17 protein-coding genes are annotated in these 19,593 nt (G+C 56.5%); 10 read left to right on the top strand and 7 right to left on the bottom strand.

All coding sequences use genetic code 11. The annotated features are described in order from the left end of the window. Window positions 1-3: 3 nt before the first annotated feature. The 3 genes from LCM21_RS07755 to LCM21_RS07745 all read left to right on the top strand — a co-directional run bounded on the left by LCM21_RS07755 (window position 4) and on the right by LCM21_RS07745 (window position 2,102). Entirely contained in the window at window positions 4-1,014 is a 1,011-nt protein-coding gene (locus LCM21_RS07755; RefSeq protein WP_224890089.1) for a cytochrome d ubiquinol oxidase subunit II, read from the top strand. Window positions 1,015-1,093: 79 nt separating this feature from the next. Continuing rightward, on the top strand, window positions 1,094-1,534 hold the full coding sequence (locus tag LCM21_RS07750) for a phosphate-starvation-inducible PsiE family protein (protein WP_224890088.1): 441 nt from the start codon (window positions 1,094-1,096) through the stop codon (window positions 1,532-1,534). A 313-nt stretch (window positions 1,535-1,847) separates the two neighbouring features. Then, window positions 1,848-2,102 (top strand): DUF1289 domain-containing protein, encoded by a 255-nt coding sequence (locus LCM21_RS07745; RefSeq protein ID WP_224890527.1) that lies wholly within the window; start codon window positions 1,848-1,850, stop codon window positions 2,100-2,102. Window position 2,103: 1 nt separating this feature from the next. Here the strand turns inward: LCM21_RS07745 and LCM21_RS07740 are convergent, their stop codons facing one another. The 5 genes from LCM21_RS07740 to LCM21_RS07720 form a co-directional block, all read right to left on the bottom strand. Further along, entirely contained in the window at window positions 2,104-2,559 is a 456-nt protein-coding gene (locus tag LCM21_RS07740) for a Dps family protein (RefSeq protein ID WP_224890526.1), read from the bottom strand. A 125-nt stretch (window positions 2,560-2,684) separates the two neighbouring features. Beyond that, window positions 2,685-3,116, bottom strand: a complete 432-nt coding sequence (locus LCM21_RS07735) for a hypothetical protein (protein ID WP_224890087.1) — start codon at window positions 3,114-3,116, stop codon at window positions 2,685-2,687. Between the two features lie 179 nt (window positions 3,117-3,295). After that, window positions 3,296-4,522, bottom strand: coding sequence for an HlyD family secretion protein (locus tag LCM21_RS07730; RefSeq protein WP_224890086.1), 1,227 nt, complete (start codon window positions 4,520-4,522; stop codon window positions 3,296-3,298). Beyond that, entirely contained in the window at window positions 4,515-4,844 is a 330-nt protein-coding gene (locus tag LCM21_RS07725) for a hypothetical protein (protein WP_224890085.1), read from the bottom strand. The genes LCM21_RS07730 and LCM21_RS07725 overlap by 8 nt, the downstream gene beginning before the upstream one ends. 115 nt (window positions 4,845-4,959) lie before the next feature. Beyond that, a complete protein-coding gene (locus tag LCM21_RS07720; RefSeq protein ID WP_224890084.1) occupies window positions 4,960-5,850 on the bottom strand; it encodes a LysR family transcriptional regulator in 891 nt (296 codons plus the stop codon). Between the two features lie 104 nt (window positions 5,851-5,954). On the opposite strand from LCM21_RS07720, the gene LCM21_RS07715 reads away from it, so the two are divergent. Both LCM21_RS07715 and LCM21_RS07710 read left to right on the top strand, forming a co-directional pair. Then, window positions 5,955-7,505, top strand: a complete 1,551-nt coding sequence (locus tag LCM21_RS07715) for a proton-conducting transporter transmembrane domain-containing protein (protein ID WP_224890083.1) — start codon at window positions 5,955-5,957, stop codon at window positions 7,503-7,505. A 14-nt stretch (window positions 7,506-7,519) separates the two neighbouring features. Continuing rightward, on the top strand, window positions 7,520-9,928 hold the full coding sequence (locus LCM21_RS07710) for a YbcC family protein (protein WP_224890082.1): 2,409 nt from the start codon (window positions 7,520-7,522) through the stop codon (window positions 9,926-9,928). A 127-nt stretch (window positions 9,929-10,055) separates the two neighbouring features. On the opposite strand, the gene LCM21_RS07705 is transcribed toward LCM21_RS07710, so the two are convergent. Then, entirely contained in the window at window positions 10,056-11,315 is a 1,260-nt protein-coding gene (locus LCM21_RS07705; RefSeq protein ID WP_224890081.1) for an aminotransferase class V-fold PLP-dependent enzyme, read from the bottom strand. Window positions 11,316-11,496: 181 nt separating this feature from the next. Here LCM21_RS07705 and LCM21_RS07700 point away from each other — a divergent pair, with 181 nt between their 5' ends. Genes LCM21_RS07700 through LCM21_RS07690 form a run of 3 tightly spaced genes read left to right on the top strand, consistent with a single transcriptional unit; the run spans window position 11,497 to window position 14,374 of the window. Beyond that, the gene (locus LCM21_RS07700; protein ID WP_224890080.1) at window positions 11,497-13,029 is read left to right on the top strand and encodes an FAD-binding domain-containing protein; all 1,533 of its coding nucleotides are present in this window, start codon (window positions 11,497-11,499) and stop codon (window positions 13,027-13,029) included. A 2-nt stretch (window positions 13,030-13,031) separates the two neighbouring features. Continuing rightward, window positions 13,032-13,163 carry a DUF2256 domain-containing protein gene (locus LCM21_RS07695; protein WP_455431318.1) on the top strand — a complete coding sequence of 44 codons (132 nt, stop codon included), beginning with the start codon at window positions 13,032-13,034 and terminating at the stop codon, window positions 13,161-13,163. Then, a complete protein-coding gene (locus tag LCM21_RS07690; protein WP_224890078.1) occupies window positions 13,160-14,374 on the top strand; it encodes an FAD-binding domain-containing protein in 1,215 nt (404 codons plus the stop codon). The genes LCM21_RS07695 and LCM21_RS07690 overlap by 4 nt, the downstream gene beginning before the upstream one ends. Here LCM21_RS07690 and LCM21_RS07685 read toward each other — a convergent pair. Further along, window positions 14,371-15,918, bottom strand: coding sequence for a cryptochrome/photolyase family protein (locus tag LCM21_RS07685; protein WP_224890077.1), 1,548 nt, complete (start codon window positions 15,916-15,918; stop codon window positions 14,371-14,373). The two genes, LCM21_RS07690 and LCM21_RS07685, sit on opposite strands and share 4 nt — an antisense overlap. A 295-nt stretch (window positions 15,919-16,213) precedes the next feature. On the opposite strand from LCM21_RS07685, the gene LCM21_RS07680 reads away from it, so the two are divergent. Then, entirely contained in the window at window positions 16,214-18,559 is a 2,346-nt protein-coding gene (locus LCM21_RS07680; protein ID WP_224890076.1) for a methyl-accepting chemotaxis protein, read from the top strand. 421 nt (window positions 18,560-18,980) lie between these two features. Further along, on the top strand, window positions 18,981-19,589 hold the full coding sequence (locus tag LCM21_RS20770; RefSeq protein WP_319003907.1) for a CheB methylesterase domain-containing protein: 609 nt from the start codon (window positions 18,981-18,983) through the stop codon (window positions 19,587-19,589). Window positions 19,590-19,593: the final 4 nt, after the last annotated feature.

Genomic DNA, 19,593 nt, shown 5'->3' with positions numbered 1-19,593 from the left:
GCGATGGAACTTTTTGGTGATCCAACCCACTGGCTGCCGCTCGCTTTTGCGGCACTCATGGGGGTGTCGATTCTGGTCTATGTCATATTGGACGGTTTCGACCTTGGCGTAGGGGTCCTGTTGCCCTTCGCCGATGACGCGGAGAAAGACCGGATGGTCGCCTCGATCGGGCCGTTCTGGGACGCTAACGAGACGTGGCTGGTTCTGGCTATCGGCATTCTGCTGGTGGCCTTTCCAGCCGCCCATGGGGTGATCCTGACGTCGCTTTACCTGCCAGTCGCCATCATGCTGATCGGTCTGATCCTAAGGGGCGTTGCGTTCGAGTTTTGGGTCAAAGCGCCCTCGCATCATAAATACTACTGGAATCTGGCCTTTTTCGCGGGTTCTTCGATGACCGCCCTGGCGCAGGGCTTCATGTTGGGTAAGTACATCATGGGATTGGAAAGCAGTTGGGCCACATGGGCCTTTGCGATGATCACGGCTGTTTTTCTGGCTGTTGGGTATTCGTTCATCGGCGCCTGCTGGATAATCCTCAAAACTGACGGAGAACTACAGGAAAAAGCCGTTCGATGGGCCAAAGGGGGCATCTGGGGGCTTATTATCGGGCTCGGTGCCGTCTCGTTGGTGACACCGTTGGTCAGCCCTCGTATCTTCGAGAAATGGTTTACCTTCCCCGAGTTTTTCCTGCTGTTGCCGCTGCCTCTGATGTCAGGGATCTTGATCGCGTTGCTGTGGTATGCCTTACGCCACCTGCCGACTAGGAACGACAGTTGGGCTTGGTTCCCGTTTGCGGCGTCGATTGTTTTGTTCACGCTCGCGTTCTTTGGGATGGCCTATAGTTTCTACCCTTACGTCGTCCCCGAGCAGTTGACGATTTACGAGGCGGCCAGTGCGCCAGAAAGCCTGTTCATCATCCTTATCGGCGCGATTTTTGTGTTGCCCGTCATCGCCGGGTACACGGTCTTGTCATATACGATCTTTCGCGGCAAGGCGACGGAGCTGCGCTATGACTGAACCTTTGCGGTACACTATCGGCGCTTGAATCTCAGCAATTTCAAGATGACTTCTGCGCATTTCGATTTACTTCTTCGATATGCGCGAAACGATTGACAAGGCTTATGCTTGGTTTTCTGCGGCTGTGGCCGTCTTGCTGTTGGCAGGAACATTGATTGTCATTCTGCTTGCGACAGCCAGTTTCCTTCGGGAAACCGCGGCCGTTGTGATGGCCTCTGGCGCCGGGGTGACATACGAGGACCTGCAACAGCTTTTTGCCCTGCTGCTGGGGGCGATTATTGCGTTGGAACTGGCCCATTCCGTGCATTTGATGGTGAAGGGCAGCAAAGGTTACGAACAGGTCCGGGTTGTCTTGATGATCGGCATCCTCGCCGTGGTCAGAAAACTGATCGTCATGGAGATTGACCAGGTTTCGGGTTTATTGATTTTCGGCTTGTCGGCCGCGGTCCTTGCCTTGGGCTGTGCCTTTGCGATGCTCTTGTGGGTGGATTGGACGAGGACCTCATCCGAAAAGGGTTAAACGGGCTGCTGAATCGGGTGAATTCGGAAGCAGCTTAGCTCTGCCGAACAAAACTCTTACCTGCACGCGGGCCCATCCAATATGTTCGGGTTCACCGACCCGTTGGACACGCCTTGCGGCCTTGTTTTCTGTGTCGCCGCCTTTCTGCCACGACGTCTCGGTGATGTTTTTCCGAAACCACCGAGGCTCGGCTGACGGGTTTAGAGGTGTTTATCCACCTGAAAATACCTGGCCGCGACGCTTTGGCCTCTTTTCCGGGTTTGCGGCACGTCCAATTTGTAATGCCAACAACCTGCATCAACCAGAGTCATTGATGAGCAAAAAAATTCCGAGCCCCTGCATTGACGTGTGCAAGTTCCGCCGCGCGGGACATTGCATTGGGTGTTCCATGACAAAGAGCCAGAAAAAGCTGTTCAAGGCGATCAAACGCCCCGATCAGCAAGAGGCATTTGTTCAGATGCTGGTTTGTCAGCAGAAACAAATGGGCCGGTACACCCATTGGGGACCGGCCTATCTGAAGAAGCTGAGGAAGAAAAAAGCCAAGGTGAAAATTACCTTGGATGGTTAGCTCAGCGCAGATGTGAACGCAGGAACCACGCGAATTTCTCATGGGTTTGGCCGCGGCTGATGCACAGATCCTCGGTCAATGCGTCGCCGTGGCTGGCGGCAAGTTCGCCCGCTCCGGCGAGGGTCGCGGCCAAGGTTTCCTGAGCGTCGAGCATCATTTTGACCATGTCTTTGTCAGTGGCGGATCCGTCATGTTCAGCCACTTTCGACCGCTTCAGCATACCAGCCAGCATGCCTTCGGCATGGGCGTCCAGAGCTTTGATACGCTCGGCCAGATCATCCTGCGCCTGGAAGTGATCCTCGTAGATTTTCTGGAACAATTCGTGCAACGGGCCAAAGGCCATGCCGGTCACGTTCCAATGGAAATTCTGCGCCAGCATGGTGGTGACGGCAGTTTCGGCCACGGATTGGTTCAGCGCCTCGGCAATCGCAGCGCGGGAATCGGGTGTCAGGTCGATGGCTGTTTACGTCATAATATTTCCCTGGTTCTTAATTTTCGTCGCGCCGGAATGCCGCAACATCAATATTCTGATCCCTAAATTAGGGGATTGCAGCCAAATTCCAAGAGGTTTTTAGAATAATTCTAAAAATGGCTAAAATTCTTGGAAATCGACCCGACCAGAAAGGCAAAATTCCGCTGTGTCCAACGTGGCACGCGCGACCGGATGAGAAAGCGGAAACTGTCCTGATCTTTTTGCTCAACCGCTTCGAATAACCGACCTAGCCATGCCTCATCAAAAGACAATTCTGCAACTCCGGGACGATAGAACACAGGCCGCCTTTCTACAGCCTGACGAAATCCCCGCATCAGTGTTTCGGCGTGGCGCATCCATTCATCTGACGGATCAGCCAATAGCAAAGCACAAGCCTGATCCAAATCTACCCGTGCGGCAGACCGGCATCGCAGCGCAACCATCCGCAGATGGTTTATGATCTGCATCGTCCGCGCCTCTAGTTGCGGAGAGGGTGGGGCGCGAAAGTCGTCCGTGTTTGAGAAACTGATTGCCTGCATCATGATGTGGGACTGCTTGCTTGTACAATTCCCGACAATAGTACTAGGGATAGCAGTATTCAAGTCGTTCAGATGTTGGGAAAACAATGGCTCCGTGAAAAACGGGGCACGTAGGATAGCGTGCTCGGTGCGGTTGAAATCTGTTTCAACGGGCCAAAGGGCTGATTGGTCAAGGCATGGCGTCAGTTGAACACGAGAGATTTTACCGGCAGCAGTATGGCTTGCGCCCGAAGGACAATGGCGTTTGCAATGCCCATTCCATCAACGATGCGGGTGAGGAACGCTGAAAAGCCGGTGATCTCTCCGCTCTTAAGTTGTTGGGAGCGATTGGAATAGGCGACCCCAACGCAGGCGCTGCCCGGCGGAATCTGGTCAAGATGCGCAGGGAAAACCGGGGCAAGGAAAGCCGTTACCGTACCGGGACGCGCCCGATCCTGTTGATCGACAAGCGTATCCCCGGGGCGGAACTGCCCGGCCGCAATAGCGCCTTGCACCTCATCCACCACCATCGGAATGACGACCAGCGGTTTGGCCGGGCAGGTGATCTCGACCAGCATACCCGGCTTGATCACACTGACCGAGATTTGGCGAAACGCCGCCACGAAACGCCCCTGACCCGAAACCTCGGGCACAAGAATGCCAGCGGGCCGCAGGATCGGGTTCACAATGTCGCCCGGCTTGAGCAGAAACTGTGTGACGGTGCCATCGACTTCGGCAAACACGGTGGATTTTTGGATTTCGGTCTCGGCTTCCGTCAAAACAGCACGGGCACTGGCCCGTTGAGCCGGCAGCAGAGTGGTTTGGCGCAGTTTAATCCCGTCCAACGCCGCAGCGGCGGCGGCGCGTTGACTGTCAGTGCGAGAGACCGCGGTTTGCAAGCGCTCCAACTCCTGTTCGCTGACGGTGGCATTATTGCGCTCGGCCAAGGATTGGCGGCGGTCGAGGTCGTCCACGGCCTGACGAAAATCAGCCTCGGCCGCGTTCAACTGCGCCTGAGCGGCCGCAGCATCCGTTTCAATCACGCCAAGAGCTGCGTCGATTTCTTCTATCCGGCGGCGGGCGGTCTCGGCGGCGGCTTCTTGCCTTGATGTGTCCAGCCGAAAGATTGCTTGTCCCGCATTAACGTTTTCATTGTTGCCCACGTAAACTTCGGCCACACGGCCAGGCCGATCCGACAATATGGTGACGGTGCGAAAAGCTGCGGATACATTTTGTGTAGAGGGGTGGAAGTAAAAGATGACTGTGATCAGAGACACCGCAAGGATTGCACAAGCGGTAAGACCCCAGCGCAGCTCGTACCAGACATTGAACAGAGTTATTTCCTTGCCCCAACGCTTGCCTTGCTTGTACCGGCGATAGAGGTAATCCGGGATGATCGTGATTAAGGCTGAGAAGATAAGCTCAAGCATCGGGCGTCTCAGACTCGCGCTGCAACGGGAATATCTCGTGCAAGGGCACGGCGGCTATGAGTATGGCAGCGATCCAAAAGGCATTGTTCAGAGTGAACAGGGAAATCAGCCCTAAAACACCCACTACTTGCATTTGAACTTTATGGGCGCCTGCTGCCATTCGGTCAGGTATGGCTTGGATCGTGAAGTAAAGCGCCCCGAACCCCAGCAGGATAAGGACGAGCAGGATGCCGACCGTGATCAAAAAGCCATCGGTCTCTCCCGGTGGTGTGACCCAAAAGGGCAGTCGGGCCAGGGCTTCGTCGGGAATAGAAGCGTCCATATGCACCCCTCAGATTTTTGCTCCACCGGCAGGATAGGCAAAAACATTCAAGAAAATCAATATATTTGCCCATGGACTGCGATGGTATGAGCAACCTTGCGACCAATCCACAAGGTCAGGGCAAAAGCATGGGATCAGGATCGTAGGATAGCAGATCATGCACCAGCGGATTGGGAAAGCGGCGCCGCAAGGTTACAGCGTAGAAGGTTTCCTTGATGCGCGGGTGTTCTTGCGCCTCAACCAACCGCCCCGAGGTCAGCTCATCCTTGACGACGATCGGGGCCACAAGGGCCAGACCGATATCCTCGCGCGCCATGAGACGCAGCATCGCCATGTCATCCACCTCGGCTGCGATCTGTGGTCGCTCTGACAACCGGCTGGCCAGAGCATCAAAGGCCGACCGCACGCTGTTGTCAGTGGTGGGCAGGATGAAGGGTTGCGTACGCAGCAACTCCTTAATCGGGCTCTGCGGGTCCAACCGGTCGGGCGTGCCAACAATGCTGACAGACTGTTCGGCGATTTGGTGGGTTTCAAATGGGGTCAGGCTGTCATCCGGGGGCGGCCGGTTCATTAGCACCAGATCGAGATTCAAGGTCTCTAACCCCTCCATCAATTCGGTCGGGCTGCCCGAGCGCAAGACAACTTCGACGTCCATGCGCGATAGAATTGGCCTGAGAAATCCGATTTGAAAGTTGCGCGAAAGGGTGGCCAACGCCCCAACGCGCAGCGCCTTTCGGGTTTGGACGGTTTCGGTGAGGGTCGCGACCAGTTGTTGCCCGGTCGAGAAAATCGCATCCGCATGATCCAATGCAATGCGCCCGGCCTCGGTCAGGTAAAGCTGTCGTCCCCGGCGTTCAAACAAGTCGTGCCCTAGCCGTTCTTCCAACTGTTTGATCTGCACAGACAAGGCCGATTGCGACAGATTCAGCCGCTGCGCTGTTCGGGTCAGGTTCCCGTCATGGGCGACGGCCCAGAAATACCGCAGATGATGATAGTTCAAAGGCATATTGTTCTATTTAAGTGAACGATATCCAAAGAACAATGAATTTTTAATGTCAAATAATCTGTCTTAACTGGTTGGCTCAAACCTAAGACGCTGGGAACGCCACCATGTTATACCTTTTTCTTCCTCTGCTGAGCCCGCTGGTCCTGTTCGCCGCTGCGATCTATGCTGGGCGCAATCCGGGTCTTCGTCCGGGGCGCGTGCCGCAAGTGGCCGAAGCTGCTGCATTTACAGCGTTTCTGGTGGCCGCGATCTCGGCCGTCTGTCTTGTGATCCTGGGGCCCGGCACCTCGGCCCTGATCGGCGCGTTCGGTGTCGGGGTTTCCGTAAGGTTGGACGCGGTCAGCGCAGTGATGCTGGTACTGGTCAGCTTTATCGGTTGGATCGTCCTGCGCTATTCAGCAACTTATATGGATGGCGAAGCACGGCAGGGCATGTTCACCCAGTGGATGGTCCTGACGCTTGCCTCGGTTCTGTTCCTGGTCATGTCGGGCAATCTGGTTCAGTTGCTGGTCGCCTGGACGACAACCAGTCTTGCCCTGAACAAGCTGCTGTTGTTTTACCCCGAGCGCGCAACTGCCCAACGCGCTGCCCGCAAGAAAACGCTTGTGGCGCGGCTGAGCGAGGGTGCCTTGGCGGCTGCCGTTATCCTGCTGATCGCTGCCACAGGCACAACCGATATCCACACGATCCTGACCACGGTTCAGGCCAATTGGATGGTGCTGACAGCGGCCTTGTTTGTTGCTGTTGCCGCGGTGCTGGCCTCGGCGCAATTCCCTGTGCATGGGTGGCTGACCGAAGTAATGGAGGCACCCACGCCCGTCTCGGCCCTGCTGCATGCGGGCGTGATTAATGCTGGAGGCTTCCTGTTGATCCGCTTTGCCGATGTGATGCTGGTCGCGCCCGGAGTTATGGCCCTTTTGGTGATGCTGGGCGGGTTCACTGCGTTGTTTGGCGGCCTTGTGATGTTGACCCAGCCTGCTGTGAAAACATCGCTAGCTTGGTCAACGATTGCGCAGATGGCCTTCATGGTGATGCAATGTGGCCTTGCGCTGTTTCCTTTGGCGCTGCTGCATATCGTGGCGCATTCCCTGTACAAGGCCCATGCCTTCCTGAGCTCTGGCGAAGCCGTGCGCAATGTCGCGGCCATTCACCGGCCCGGCCCGATCGCGGTGCCCAGTGCAAGCAACGTTCTGCGTGCCTTTGCTACTGCGATCATCATCTATGCCTTGGTTGGCGCGGTTCTGGGCTTTGACGGCAAATCCGTTCAAGCCATCGCGTTGGGCGTTATCCTGATCTTTGGTGTTGCCTACCTGCTGGCCCAGGGTTTTGCAGACGCGGCCCCGCGCCAGCTGACGCAGCGCACGGTGGTTTATGCTTTGGTGACGTCGGTCAGCTACTTCGCGTTGCAAGTCATAGCCCTTCACCTGACTGCCGATGCGCTGCCTGCAACGCCCGCGCCGGGGCCGCTGGAGTGGGCTTTGATCGTACTTGCCTTGATCAGTTTTGGCCTTGTCGCCGTGGCGCAAGCGACCTTCCCGCTCTGGGCACCGCACCCTGCGGCTGCGGGCCTGCGTGTACACCTGTCCAATGGCCTATATGTCAACGCGATTTTCGACAAGCTGCTGGACGGTTGGTCCAAGCGGTCCGCAGCCTGAGAAGGGACAAAAACATGTTTGCCAAACTCGAATCTTACCCGGCGCCGCTGCTGGAACTGGTGGCCGAAGCAAAATCAGCCGCCAAGGCAATCCCGCCGCTTTTCCCGCTGTCTGCGAATGTTGCAGTGAACCCGTTCCTTGGACAGGCCAATGAGCCATTGGCCGTAACTTCGGCGCGTTTGGCACGGGTTGCGGGCGCGCGGATCACGCCAGATCGGTCATATTGGGGAGAGAAGCTGGACGCTGGTCACATCACCGAGGCCGACATACTGGATGCATTGTCCGGGCTGGAAGGAAAGTTCAACGCCCCCAGTCTTGACGATGTCATTGCCGCTTTGCGTCAGCCGGCTGAGCAACCCAAATCGCTGCCCACCGTGGCCGAGCTGGCGGCGGATGTGTCAGGTACAGACTGGCCCGGCCTGATCGAAGACCGGATCGGTGTTTGGGCGGCCAGCCATTTCGACCAGGGGCAGGCACTTTGGCAGCAAGCGCGGGCCGGGGGGACGTTCAGCGCGTGGCGCGAGTTTGCAACGCGCGACCTGACGCCAGAAATCCATGGTCTGAAAGGGTTTGGTGCCTTTGTGGCCGATACGAACCGCTCGCATTGGCGCGCGATTGGCCGGGCCTCCGAACGGCTGGGCCTGAGCACCGAAGCCTCAGCTACGGCGTATCATCGTTGGCTCAGCACCATGGGCGGGTGGGCGCAATACGCACGCTACCTCTTGTGGGACGCCGAACTGAAGGGAGAGCAAGACAATACCGTAACCGAGCTTTTGGCCCTGCGAATGGTATTCGATGAGGCGCTGCATGAGCTTTATGAAGACCAGATCGCTGACAAATGGGCCGATGTTGTCGCTGCGCATGAAGCGCCAGTTACACCAACCACCGATTTTGTCATCGACGCAGTGCTGCAAGAGGCCGCCGAGCGTGCGCAGCAGCGCCAGCTGGCCACGCGGCTGCTGCCGGGTTCCGTTCGCAAGGTCCCAGATCGCCCGCAGGTGCAGGCTGCGTTTTGCATAGACGTCCGGTCCGAGGTGTTCCGCCGCGCGTTTGAAGCGCAGGACAGCGGCATTGAAACCCTTGGCTTTGCAGGGTTCTTCGGCCTTGCCAGCGCTCATAGGGCCGCTGGGTCGGACGTAGTTGAACAGCACGGGCCGGTTCTGTTGCGGCCCGGCGTTTGCTCGCACGCCGCTGAGCCCGAAAAAGCCGATCTGACACGGCGCTACACTGCGCGGGCCAAACGGGCCTGGGGGCGGTTCAAGTTGGCGGCTGTGTCCTCGTTTGCGTTTGTCGAAGCAACCGGGCCTTTATACGCAGGCAAGCTGATGCGTGACGCGCTGGGTTTGGTTGGCAAAACAAAGACAGACCCGGCCCCGCAACTGGACCCGAGCCTGGATATTGAAACCCGTATTGGCATGGCCAAGACGGTCCTGAACGCCATGTCACTGACGGAAAATTTCGCACGGATCGTGATGCTGGCGGGGCATGGCGCGGACGTGACCAACAACCCGCACGAAAGCGCGTTGCACTGCGGGGCTTGTGGTGGCCATGCGGGCGACGTCAACGCGCGGCTTTTGGCAGGTCTGCTGAACGATGCTGATATAAGGACCGGATTGCGCGGGCAGGGGATCAAAATCCCTGCTGACACGGTTTTCCTGCCGGCGATGCACTTCACCACAACCGACAGGGTCAGTTTGTTCGAACAGGACCTGCCCGAGGGCGACTGGTCCAGCGATCTGGAGCAGTTGAAAAACTGGCTTGCCGCCGCAGGGCAGCTCACCCGCGCCGAACGCGCCGCCCGCCTGCCGCGCGCGAACAAGGCCACCGATATTCAGCGGCGGGCGCAGGACTGGGCCGAAACCCGCCCCGAATGGGGTCTGGCAGGGTGCCGTGCCTTCATTGCCGCACCTCGCAACCGCACCGATAGTGCGGATCTGGAGGGGCAGGCGTTCTTGCACAATTACAATTGGCGCAAGGATGACGGGTTCGGCGTGTTGGAATTGATAATGACCGCGCCTGTCGTGGTCGTAAGTTGGATCAGCCTGCAATATTACGGGTCTACCGTTGCACCGCAGCTGTTCGGCGGGGGTAACAAGCTGTTGCACAACGTGGTTGGCGGTATTGGAGTGCTCGAAGGCAATGGTGGTGCCCCGCGTCCGGGCCTTCCATGGCAGTCGGTGCACGACGGCGAGCGTTTGCAGCACGATCCGCTGCGCCTGTCGGTGATCATCGAAGCCCCGCGCGAGGCGATGTCCGACATCCTGTCGCGCCACGCCGAGGTGCGCGCTTTGTTCGACAATGGATGGTTGCACCTGATCGCGATGGACGATCAGGGCAAGCTGTCCTGGCGTTACGATGGCGACTTGAAATGGTCTCCGATCCAGACTGGTTTAGATGCCGACCGAGCCATCGCGGCGGAATAAGCCAAAAGGCAAACGAAAGGCGCCCAATTCCGGGCGCCTTTTTTCTGAACGAACATCGCGTGTTTATAACGCGAGACGCTTTAATCACGGGCTGGATCGCAACGCGTCCAAAGCCTCGCGACCGCGGTCAATCGTCGGGGCCCAGCACTTTGATCGCAGCCAGAAGGCGCGCGATTTCCTGTTCGGTGTTGTAGTGACAAAAGGAGATGCGGATACAATCCGACAAGCCCAGCGGCGTGAGCACGTTGCCGGAATAGTGGTCTGCTTTGCGCGTATGGGTTCGGATACCTTGTTGGTTCAGGATTTCCACCACATCTTCCGAAGCTTTTCCCTCGACCACGATGGAAACAAGCCCTTCGCGCGCGGGATTATCGGGCCCAGCCAGAATTGTGACGTGTTCCATCTCTCTCAGTCCCGGCAGGTTACCGGTGCCGTTGATTGCAGTGTTGGTCAGATGGGTTTCATAGTCACGGATGGCATGCCCTGCGGCTTCGATCCGTTTGCGCCGGTCAGTTTCATCCGAGACTTCTCCGCCCAGCCAGTCGAAATACGACACGACATCCGAGACTGTGGCGTATGAACCCGCGTCACGCGTTCCAAATTCCCAGCCCGTTGCGGGCGCGTCAATCAGCATATCATGCGGGATGCTGCCCAGTCGGTCGGAGATCCAGGCGATGCCATATCCGTGGCGTGAAAACATTTTGTACGGTGAGATCACGTAGCCATCGACCTTGTAGCTATCCAAATCCAACTGTCCGTGAGCCGCGTGCTGGATGCCATCGACAACGATCATACAATCCGGCGCTACGGCCCTGATAGCCTTTGAAATCGCTGCTACATCCATGCCCATACCCGTCACGGGCGAGGCGTGAAGGATCGTTGCCACCGCCACGTCCGGCGTCATTTGCGCGGTGTAGTCCTCGGCCGTGACCAACCCGGTTGCGTTGTCATGCAGAACGTTCACATAGTCCAAACCGGCAATCTCGGCCCAGCGGCGTGCGGCGCTGCGGGTGGCGGGGTGTTCGATCGATGAGCCGATGACCTTGGCCCCCTTGGGCGCGGCGAGGCAAGCGGTACGGATCAAGCGGAACAGCAACTCAGTACCGCTTTCCCCCGCGAAGAACTGACCGGTCGAGGTGTTCATGAACACTGCCAAATCCGCTTTGGCCTTATCGATTACATTCTGCGTGCCTTGGCCGCCTGGGTTTATGCGCCCCGGATTGTCTGGAATAGCGGCATAGAAGGCCGAAGTCTCGACCACCGTCTTCAGCGTCAATGCACCGCCTGCGTTCTCGAAAAAGATCCGCTTACCTTGAAACGGGCAGTTTTCGACATGAGCGAAGCGGTTTCGGATTGCGTCTATCAGAGCGGGGTTGCCGTGAATCATGTGTGAGTCCTTTAGGAAGTCGCAGCGCCACTATCGCCTTACCCGGCACCGTCGACCTTGAACAGATGTTTACACGCCGTGCAGCCGGCGGGAATGCTGGTTCCAGATCACGCGGCGACATTCAGAATTGAGACAAACGAAAATCGCCTTACGTCAGAGCGAAAGAAATCGGATGTGAGGAGTGACGTTGCACGTCGTTTGGTTCAAGCGTGACCTGCGGGTTCAAGACAACCGCGCTTTGGCACGGGCTGCGGCGCATGGCGCGGTTTTGCCGCTTTACGTGGCTGAGCCTGAGCTCTGGCGCGCGCCCGACATGTCTGGTCGGCAATGGAGCTTTATCGCAGAAACGTTGCACCAACTGCGCGCCGACCTGCACAAGCTGGGTCAGCCTCTTATCGTACGCACTGGCAACACTGTTGAAATCCTGAGCGACCTTCACCGGGATCACGGCCTGACCGCGCTCTGGTCACATGAAGAAACCGGTAATGACTGGACGTTTCAGCGCGACCTGCGTGTCGGAGACTGGTGCCGCGCGCACAGCATCCCTTGGAACGAGGTTCAGAATCACGGCGTCGTCCGGCGAATGAAATCCCGAAATGGATGGGCCGAGCGCTGGGATGCGTTCATGTCAGAGGCCGTAACAAACCCTCCGAATCTTGGACCGCTGTCACTGGATGTAGGTGACATTCCGACCGCGGAAACACTTGGTCTTGCGCCTGATCACTGCCCGCTGCGTCAGAAAGGCGGGCGGGCAGAAGGGCAAAGCCTGCTTGACAGTTTTCTGCAAAAGCGTGGCGAACCTTATCGTCGCGCGATGTCGTCACCGGTTGAGGGCGAAACAGCCTGCTCTCGGCTTTCACCGCATCTGGCATGGGGCACACTATCGATGCGCGAAATCGCTCAGGCGACATGGGCGCGGCAACGTGCGCTGCGGGACACTCCGCCAAAAGGAAAATCGTCTTGGCGCGGATCACTGACTTCGTTCAACGGACGGCTGCACTGGCATTGTCATTTTATCCAAAAGCTCGAGTCTGAGCCGAGACTTGAATATGAGAACCTGCATCGCGGCTACAAGGGAATCCGCCCATCTGCCCCGGATCAAGATAAGCTGGACGCGTGGGCCAAAGGCGAAACCGGTTTGCCGTTTCTGGATGCGTGCATGCGGTACCTGCGGGCAACGGGGTGGCTGAATTTCCGGATGCGATCGATGGTCATGGCAACTGCAAGCTATCACCTTTGGCTGGATTGGCGTGCTCCGGGGCTGCACCTTGCCCGCAATTTCACCGATTATGAACCCGGCATTCATTGGAGCCAGGTTCAGATGCAATCCGGAACCACGGGGATTAACGCGGTTCGGATTTACAACCCGGTGAAACAAGGCCACGATCAGGACCCAACGGGGCGCTTTACCAGAAAGTGGGTGCCAGAACTGGCCGCGATCCCCGATAGGTTTCTGCAAGAACCGTGGAAGGCGGAAAATGCCGCGGACGTGCTGGGGAAGGCTTATCCGGAGCCAATCGTCGACCACATCGCAGCTGCTCGAGCAGCGCGAGAAGCGATCTGGGCTGTGCGAAAAGGCGAAGGCTTTCGGGCGGAAGCTGCTGCCATAGTTTCCAAACATGCCAGCCGGAAAAGCGGAACACGCAATCGGGGTGGGCGCCGGAAAAGGGAACCAGATACCCAAATGTCCCTACCATTCGAGGATCAACAATGAAAATGCGAAAGAAATCAGATCTGCCCACTAAGATCTGCGCGACCTGCGGTCGACCATTCACGTGGCGGAAGAAATGGGCGCAAGTTTGGGACGAAGTACGTTACTGTTCGAAACGTTGCAGGCGTGTCGCATGAGTACCGGGGACTTGTTCGAAACACAGGGCGATCATGTAAGGGCAGCAGAGTTTTCACCCACACGACAGGCTGGGCTTTTGCGGTTGGATCAGTTTGCTGCGCGTACAGGCAAGCACTATGCCAGCCAGCGCAATTTCGACTTCGGTCCCGACAGACGCAGCAACGTTTCGGCTCTGTCCCCGTGGATACGGCACCGCCTGATCACTGAACAAGAGGTTCTGAACGCAACATTGGCGCGCCACTCATATTCAGCGGCGGAAAAGTTCGTACAAGAGGTTTTCTGGCGCACCTATTTCAAAGGCTGGTTACAGCAGCACCCAAGTGTCTGGACGTCTTACAACGAGGGACTTCATCGCGCACTGGACGATTGTGCGCGAACGACCGACTACAACGACGCCGTCGAAGGGCGAACTGGCATCGAGTGCTTTGATCACTGGGCCCGCGAACTGATCAAGACGGGGTATTTGCACAACCATACAAGGATGTGGTTCGCCTCGATCTGGGTGTTCACATTGCGTCTGCCCTGGGAATTGGGCGCCGACTTCTTCATTCGCCATCTGCTTGACGGCGACCCTGCGTCCAACACGCTAAGCTGGCGCTGGGTTGCCGGTTTGCACACCAAGGGGAAAACCTATCTCGCCCGGCCGTCCAATATCGCCAAGTACACGAATGGCAGGTTCAATCCCGAGGGGCAGTTGGCTAAGACAGCAGAGCCTTTGACTGAAGAGTTCACGCATCCTCGCGTTCCAATTCCCTTGCCAGATGCTATGCCGGACGAAGGTTTTCTGCTTCTGGTGACTGAAGACGATTGTCAAATTGGTGCAACATTGCCGCGCCAACCCAAAGCAGAGATCGGGCTACTTGCCACGCAACGACGATCATCTTTAGCGATCGGGCCAATTGTACAATCCTTTGCGGCGGGCGCGGTCTCGGATGCGGTTGGCGCGGTTGGGGCCGAAGATGAAAGCTGGGCTGAACAGATAATCGAAGCGGCCGAAACGGCAGGTGTAAAAACTGTTGTCACCGGCTTTGCACCTGTCGGACCAGTCGCCACGCAACTACAGAACGCGCGACTCGACCGTGCCGGACTAACGCTGTGTCAAATTCGTCGGGACTATGACAGCCTGGCGTGGCCACACGCGACGCGCGGCTTCTTTGGCCTGAAAAAGAAAATTCCTCCTATTCTTAGGTCTTTAGGTTACGCGGTCTAAAGCCTGTCCAATACCGCCCGCGCGCTGTCACGGTATTCTTTTTTCTTGGCCTCATCCATTTTGTCCCATGTGCGGTACACTTGACCAAGGCGCGGATTACCGCGCAGCTTTTCTTCGTTGCGCAACAGAAAATCCCAATAGAGCGGGTTGAACGGGCATGCGTCGGACCCTGTCTTTTGTTTCACATCATAGCTGCAGTTGGCACAGTGATCCGACATCTTGTTGATGTAGTTTCCGCTGGCTGCGTAAGGTTTTGAACCCAGCAATCCGCCATCTGCAAACTGGCTCATTCCGATCACGTTTGGTGCCTCGACCCATTCGTAGGCGTCCGCATAAACAGCCAGATACCATTCATGCACGTCGTGCGGGTCGATACCGGCCAACATGGCAAAGTTCCCGGTCACCATGAGGCGCTGAATATGGTGGGCATAAGCTTCTTCTTTTGTCTGTCCGATCGCAGCGGCCATGCACGCCATGTCTGTGTGCCCGGTCCAATAGAAATCCGGCAATGGCCGCTTTGCCCCGAAAAAATTCTGTTGCGTGTACTCTGGTCCGCTGTGCCAGTAGATGCCCCGCATGTATTCGCGCCATCCGATGATTTGGCGGATATAGCCCTCGACCGCGTTCAACGGTGCATCACCGTCATGATAGGCCTGTGCAACGCGTTCGCAGGTTTCAAGCGGGTCAAGAAGCCCTGCATTGATGTATAGCGACAGAACCGAGTGATACAGGAACGGCTCGCCCTCTAGCATCGCATCCTGATAGTCGCCGAAACGCGGCAAGGCCTGTTCCACAAACATCGTCAGTGCTTTCAGCGCGTCCGCACGCGTCACGCCAAACCAAAAAGGGCGCAAGGTTCCAAAATTATCATCGAACCGGTCTTCGACCAGTTTCAGGACCTCTTCCGTTATGGCGTCAGGTTCTGTTGCCCGCGGCCGCGGCATGAAAAGGTCTGATTTGGCGGGCTTGCGGTTCTGGCTGTCAAAGTTCCACTTGCCGCCTTCCGGAGCGTCCCCGTCCATCAACAGCCCGGTTTTGCGTCGCATTTCCCGGTAGAAGTATTCCATCCGCAACTGCTTGCGCCCCTCGGCCCAATCGCGAAACTCGGCATGAGAGGCCAGAAACCGGTCGTCATCCAACATTTCCAGTTCGGTCTTCGCGTCTTTGGACCAGTCCGACAATACAGCCTTCAGTCGAAACTCTCCCGGCTCTGTCATCAGCACATGGTCGATGCCGTGATCTTTTACGGCGCGCGCAAGTTCACCAGGCAGATCGCCACTATTGTCGGGATCGTCCAGTTTTACATATCTCACCGACCACCCAGCGTCTTCCAATTCGGCTGCGAAATGACGCATGGCGGAAAAAACGAACGCAATCTTCTTTTTGTGATGCGGGACATAGCTCGCTTCGTCCTGCACCTCTGCCATTAGGACAATATCACGGTCAGGCTTTCCGGCGCGCAAAGAGGAGATATCAAGGCTGAGTTGATCGCCCAAAATCAACAGCAGTCTGGCGTCTTTGGCGGCTGACGAGTTTGTTTTCATCCACGGGATTTAGTTCGGCTATGGCTATGAGCAACTCGTAACCTGCCTTCGGAGGCGGGACAGATTGGTTGTCAGGGCTCGTCAGTGACTTCACCTCGTCGAAGAGGATCGCAAAGGCGCCGTCGCTGATCGGCATAGCGCGAAGTAAACTAATCTGAAGTCACTAAAAAGAGAAAAGTCTAATCAATTTCCGATCAAACCAAAGGACGACGTTAAGCGATAAATTAACACCTGAGCTGAAAAAAGGAGGAAATGCGGCGGGCAGACCCCTGCACGATAACTGTTGGAGAACAAAATGAAGATGATTTTGTCGCCAAAACTGGCGTTGAAACTTCCACTCACGATTGTAGGGTTTTGCGCACTGGTTACCGTTGTGTTGGTGACATTAAGCGATCTCCGATTTCGGGACACCGCCCTACAAAACGTCGAAGAACACTTCAAAACGTTGGTTTTGGAACGTGAAGTGACGTTGCAAAGCTGGTTAGAAGGCTTGGATGCGGATGTTTTGGCCTTGGCGGCGGTCCCTTCTACATCGACGGCGCTTGAATGGTTCTCAGCAACCTGGAGCACATCGGAAGGCGATCCACGGCAAGCCCTGACCACAGCCTACATTTCCGGAAATCCTTATCCTGCCGGCGAGCGCCAGTTATTGAGCAAAGCCGAAGGGTCTGAAGTGTATCACATGCACCACGGTCGGTTTCATCCTCCCTTTTTGTCGATCGTTGATTCCAAGGGTTTCTATGATGTTCTGCTGGTTAGCCCGCAGGGGGATGTTGTTTATTCGGTGAAAAAAGAAAAAGACTTTACAACCAATTTGCTGAACGGGCGTTTCAGGGACTCGGGGCTTGGGCAAGTCTTCAGGGATGCGGCAACCGACGCACCCGGCACTGTTCACTTTTCAGACCTGTCTCCTTACGAGCCAAGCAATAACGTTCCGGCCAGTTTCGTCGCGACGAAAGTCACCAACGAAAGCGGCGACTATGTCGGTGTTCTGGTCATTCAGGTGCCAATCGCCGTGTTGGACGGCATTGTTAACAACCCGGTTGGTCTAGGTGAAACCGGTGAAGTCCTTCTTGTCGGAGAAGATTACAATACACGCATTGCGTCCCGATTCGAGAATGGTGTGAAGGTTCTGGAGAAAGTGCCGTTCAGCGAGCAGATTGAATTCGCGCTGAGCGGCAACACCAGCTTTTTCCCCAATGCAACAGGTATCAACGGCGACAGAGTTGCCTCTTATGTGTCCTCGATCGTTTTTCACAACGACCGCTGGGCTTTAGTTGCCGAGCAATCGCTGGATGAAATTCTGGCGCCAGTAAGGGCGGAACGAAACTTCCAGATTTTGGTTTCAATTGCCTGCGCACTGGTTCTTTCGGTGGTCGGCTGGCTTTTTGCCCGTACAATTACCGGACCCATCAATTCGCTTCGCCATACAATGGAACAGGTGACCCAAGGCGATCTTGATGTCGAAGTGCCTGAGGCAACGCGCCGCGACGATTTTGGAACGATCGGAAAGACACTTGTCCGAATGCGCGATGACCTGCGTGAAGCTCGGAAGGCCGAAGAGGAACGTAACCAGCATCAGCGTGAGCAAGAAGAAGTGGTCAAAGAACTGAGTATAGGTCTGCGACGTTTGTCCGCTGGCGATTTCTCGCAACCCATCACGGTACCGTTCCGGTCCGATCACGAACAGCTTCGTCAAGACTTCAACACAACAATGCAAACGCTGAATGCAACCGTGGTCGAAGTGATCAACACGTCTAACAGTATCCGCCAGGGCGCGGCTGAGATATCGCAGGCTTCCGAAGACCTTTCACACCGGACGGAAAGCCAGGCTGCAACGCTCGAGCAGACTGCAGCCGCACTGGATGAAATGACTGCAAGCGTAAAATCCGCAGCTGAAGGTGCAAAGTCGGTTGAGGTGACGATGACGGAGTCGCGCAAGGAAGCCGAAGACAGTGGGGCAGTGGTCCAGAACGCTGTTGCAGCGATGACGGAAATCGAAGAATCCGCAAGCCATATCAGCCAGATCATCGGTGTCATTGACGACATTGCGTTCCAAACTAACCTGCTGGCTTTGAACGCCGGGGTCGAAGCTGCACGCGCAGGCGACGCGGGGCGTGGCTTCGCGGTTGTTGCCTCTGAAGTTCGGGCCCTGGCTCAGCGCAGTTCCGAAGCTGCGATGGAAATCAAGACACTTATCGGCAATAGCTCCAAGCAGGTTGAACGTGGCGTAGATCTTGTCGGAAAGGCCGGGGAAGCGCTCAATAGAATTGTGGATAGGGTCGGTCACATCTCTCAGATGGTGTCGGAAATCGCCGATGGTGCAGCGGAACAGTCCACAGGGCTGGGTGAGATTAACATCGGCGTGACTCAGCTGGACGAAGTGACACAGCAGAACGCTGCCATGGTTGAAGAGTCTTCTGCTTCAAGTCACCTGTTGAATTCGGATGCGGCAAAACTGTCTGAACTTGTGGCCCGGTTCCGAGTTGAAACTGAATTTGATGAACCACAGTCCACAGTTGTCGAGATCAAGCGCCCAACGGCCCACGGTGCAGATTGGGGCCCGAACACAAAAGTGGAAGCACGGCCAATCGCAGTCAATGGCCAGTTGGACGGCCCTGAGGTCTGGCAGGAGTTTTGAAATTGTTTGGCCCCTTTCCCGCGCTTTGGGTGGAAGGGGCCATTGACGCCAAATGCAGTGTGGGTGTTTGAAAGTGAAAAATATCTTGGTCGTTAGCACTGATCCCTTTTGGGCGACGCGCTTGAAAAGTCAGTTCGGCGAAGTGGCGCCCGGCGTTCGGATCCTCATAGTGGACAATCTTATGGCGGCCTACGCAACGAGTGAGGAGCTGCAGCCTTCGGCTGTCATTATCGAGCAGGGATTTACAGATATTCCAGAGTTCGAAACTATGAAGACACTGTTTCATGAGTTAAAATCCGTTTGCGTATATGTTGGAGAAAAAGGATCTGCCAAAACGTCTGCAGGTCCACGGGTTTTCCGCAAAAGCGACACAGCCGCCTCGTACGTGTCGTGGATCAAAGAAGTAAAAAACGCGACGCACATGAAACGTCCCACAGACTCGTCGAAAAGTAATAAGGATTCCAAGATCATTATCATCGGGTCTTCGACGGGCGGGGTAGATGCACTGAGTACGATCCTCAAACGTTTTCCTGCCGATTGCCCACCGACAGTCATTGTTCAACACACGGGTGAAGACTTTGGCGGGGGGTTGATTGACCTTTTGTCGCGGCTTTGCCCCGCGCGCGTGGTTGCGGCCCAAAACGGTTTGGTTTTGGAATCCGGTCTGGTGTGCATTGCTGCTGGCTACAGGCAACATCTTGAATTGAGTTCGGGCACGCCACTGCGCGCAAGACTGACGGAAGGACCGCCTGTGTCAGGGCATGTTCCTTCCGTGGATAAAGTGTTCTTGTCCGCTCGCCCCATAGCTTCAAGAGTGGTCGCAGCCGTTTTGACAGGCATGGGGCGGGACGGGGCCGAAGGGTTACTGGCGCTTCGACAGGCGGGTGCCGCCACCTTTGTTCAGGATGAGCGCAGCTCGGTCGTTTATGGTATGCCGCGCGCTGCGTGGCAGCTCGGGGCAGCCCAACGTCAGGTGCCTCTTGTCCGAATGGCGTCAACGCTGTTGGGCGCAAGCTCAATTCAAAAATGAGAAT

Source organism: Ruegeria profundi, assembly GCF_020171505.1.
GTDB lineage: Bacteria > Pseudomonadota > Alphaproteobacteria > Rhodobacterales > Rhodobacteraceae > Ruegeria > Ruegeria profundi.
This window is presented reverse-complemented; position numbering and strand designations above follow the sequence as displayed.